At 41.2% G+C, this 3399-nt stretch carries 3 protein-coding genes; 1 reads left to right on the top strand and 2 read right to left on the bottom strand.

Features of this window, described 5'->3' with window-relative positions; translation table 11 throughout:
* The coding region (locus tag AC52RT_RS13110) for an MFS transporter (RefSeq protein WP_495541156.1) at nucleotides 1-660 on the top strand (660 nt) is incomplete at its 5' end.
* 52 nt (nucleotides 661-712) lie between these two features.
* Here the strand turns inward: AC52RT_RS13110 and AC52RT_RS13105 are convergent.
* Both AC52RT_RS13105 and AC52RT_RS13100 read right to left on the bottom strand, forming a co-directional pair.
* Complete coding sequence (locus tag AC52RT_RS13105) at nucleotides 713-1615, bottom strand: S1C family serine protease (protein ID WP_495541155.1); 903 nt, start codon at nucleotides 1613-1615, stop codon at nucleotides 713-715.
* Nucleotides 1616-2588: 973 nt separating this feature from the next.
* On the bottom strand, nucleotides 2589-3399 hold an 811-nt coding region (locus AC52RT_RS13100), incomplete at its 5' end, for a BclA C-terminal domain-containing protein (RefSeq protein ID WP_495541154.1).

Below are 3399 nucleotides of genomic sequence, written 5' to 3'. Positions count from 1 at the left end.
GGTGTTTACTTTTTCATGGGTAAATTCCCGCCTAAGCCAGCCATTTCCATTATGGCGCAGCTTCGGACGTTAAAAAACAGGAAAATCTTATTTGCTCAACTGACCACCTTTTTGTTTATGGCTGGTCACTTAACATTGTACGGTTATTTAACTCCCTTTCTAAAAAGCGAATTAGGGTTAAGCGCTGGCTCGGTCAGCATCGTCTACCTCATTTTCGGTATTGCAGCCGTATCAGGCGGAGGCATAGGCGGCTATCTTTCAGATCGAATTGGAACCAAGAAGACCATTGTATCTGTAATCATCGCTTTTGCTATCTCACTTTTCATCCTTCCCTATACAACATTCTCCCTCCCTATTTTCTTAGGGGTTATGTTTATCTGGAGTATGCTAAGCTGGGCAATGACACCTGCCTTACAAAGTTATTTAATTGAAGCTTCACCAAAAACTGCAGATATTCAACAAAGCCTAAACAACTCTGCTCTTCATCTTGGCATTGCTTTCGGTTCAATGGTGGGCGGCATCATCATCGAACGTTCCTCAGTGGAGTTAAACCCTACTATCGGCGGCATATTTGTCCTCCTAGCACTAGGGTCAGCTGCACTATCGATGAAACGAAAACGGAAAGCAAGAACAGAAATTCACTATTCTAAAGCTCAATAAAAAAGGAACTGCCTGAAATCTACTAATGATTTTAAGGCAGCCCCTTTTTGAATTAATCACTATGTTGATTTTCTTCCTCCAAGATAACCTCATCATCAACTTCTGTTTCTTCGGATTCTACTATCTCATCATTTTCATCTTCCGTACTACTATCTTCCCCATCTTCAGTGTCGTCATATTCTTTTTCAATATATTCGTCTTCCGTTTCTTCATCATAAGTACTGACCGTATTTTCATCCATTTCAGGTTCTTCTTCATAGGTTGAATCGGCATCGTATTCTTCTGATGAATTGTATTCTTCGTCTTCAGAATAATCGCCACCATCAAAATACCATTCGTTTTCATTTTCCCAAAGTTCCTCATAATAATAATCGCCATTTTCATTATAGAACAGCTTCTGAATGGCCTCTATACTCATTGGTGCAGTCATCCAGTCACTGACGAGCGAATAAATATCCTTAACTGGAATACTAAATCCTACTGAATCTTCATTTACCATTTTAGCAGAATTAACCGCAATAGCTTTTCCGGTTTCTTTAGAGAGGAGCGGCCCTCCGCTGCTGCCAGGTGCAATCTGAGCTGACATCTGATAAATATGATTATATGAACGTTCTCCAATGAAAAAGCTTCGGTCAGTACCTGTGACGTACCCGATGGTTGCAGTATTCTCTAAGCCTTGTGGAGTACCTAACGCGATTACTTCCTGACCAACCATAGCAGGTGTTGACGTTTCAAGAGCCAGCGGCTTTTTCCCTGCAAGCTCAGGCACGTGAATAATGGCAATATCCACTTCGTTTGAATACCCGATAACCTGTCCAAAAAGTTGGTTACCTTGTTTATCTTTTACAATACTATCTACATTTCCCTCAACCACATGAGCATTTGATAATTCAATCCTTGGATCTTGAAAACAAAATATATCTCCTTTTTTCAGTATGAAGGATAAACCTGCCATAGTTTAGTCGTTTGCTTTACCAAATTTCCTCTTCCCCGTACTATTTCGGCCCTTTTCCTACTTTATTCGGCCCTATCTCAGAATGATTCGGCCCATACTCCAGACCATTAGGCCCTATCTCGAAAGTATTCGTCCTTTGCAGCTTGAACAACTTTCCACATTCAAAAATATGGTATAAAAAAACAGAAAGAATATGAAGCATACTAAAGAGGTTTTCATGGTACTTCACATAGCGCATTATATGGGGGATATTTGGTTCCCCTGGTGCTCCAATTAAAATTATTTACTTCCCTCTTTCAACCCACACGTACAGATATACGTATACGAGTTTACTGACTTACCAAGATCATTTGACCTAATTTACTAAACAAACGTTTCACCCTATATAAGAATAGGAAACGTGCGTGTCGGAGATCTTCTCCGGCTCAAAAAGGACAAAACACAAAAATCCGCGACGTTTATATCGCGAATTCAAGAGGTCTATACTTTTTCTAATAAATTCCAGAGGCCTGTTTATTCCGTTCTCACAAATGAGAAACAGCCCTATTAATCTTTTTTAGGCTACAAAAAGTTAAATTGGGCTGTATAGTATTATGATATGAATAATGTCGGAACATATCTTACGGAAGATAGATGGGTATTGCTTTAACAATGAGAAGTATAAGACTTTGCTACACGTTTTTCCGAATTAATTTTGAGAGACGGCGTCCACCATTTTTGGATTTTTCCCATGCTCATTAACCCGACTAACCTGAACATTTCTCCCTTACACTCTCTGCAAGTTTACTATCCCCAGCTGATAATATGGGCTCTGAAGTCTTTATTTGAATAGTGAAATCTTTGAAATTAAATCATGATTTTTTATCCGTAAAAATTTATATCACACATACCAAACGAACAGTGCCAGCTAACCATCGGCACTGTTCGTTTGTCAAAAAGTTAATATCAAGGTGAAAATAAACCTTTTCTATTTTTAACTATCTAATTTTTTTGCAGTTAAAGAAGCGGATACGGCTGTTCCTGACCCTCCTGTAGATGTAAGGGTTACAACTGTATCACCACTATTTCGTAGTGTCAAAACATCTCCTGCTGCAAGGGATACTATTACAGATCCAGTATTTTGTACAACACCCGAACCTGACGCATAGCGTGACCCTGGTATCTCCACACCATTACGAAACACTGCAAATTGGCTAGGTTCATTGGTTGTCGTAGAGAAGGTAAGTTCATAAACTCCTGCTTCGTCAACTATAATGTCTGTGGTGTTTTCTGTATGAGTAATTCCAGTGTTACTATCTCCATTTGAATTAAAACTGACGGATGCCCCACGCTCCAAACTTTGCTGAGTCGTATTGAATACATATCCGAATGCAGCTAATCCTTCTCCACTTGCTCCGGTTGCCCCTGTTGCTCCTGTGGCTCCCGTGGCTCCAGCTACTCCTGTTGCTCCCGTGGCTCCCGTTGCTCCTGTTGCTCCGGTGGCTCCAGCTACTCCTGTTGCTCCCGTTGCTCCTGTTGCTCCCGTTGCTCCAGCTACTCCTGTTGCTCCCGTTGCTCCCGTTGCTCCGGTTGATCCGGTGGCTCCGGTAGCCCCTGTGGCTCCGGTTACTCCAGTTGCTCCAGCTCCACCACCAGTTAATAATGTGTAATCTGGGGATTCCTCTGGTATTCCAGTAGGAGAATTAACATTTACTCTATATAAATTACCGTTAAAGAAAATTAGCTGTCCTGCTTGATAGCTAGGAGCAACTGCCGGATCGAATTCAGTTCCTATAGCACCCCCT

The organism is Peribacillus sp. (genome assembly GCF_059453735.1).
The sequence above is the reverse complement of the archived record's forward strand: the minus strand, read 5'-3'. Positions and strand labels throughout refer to the sequence as shown.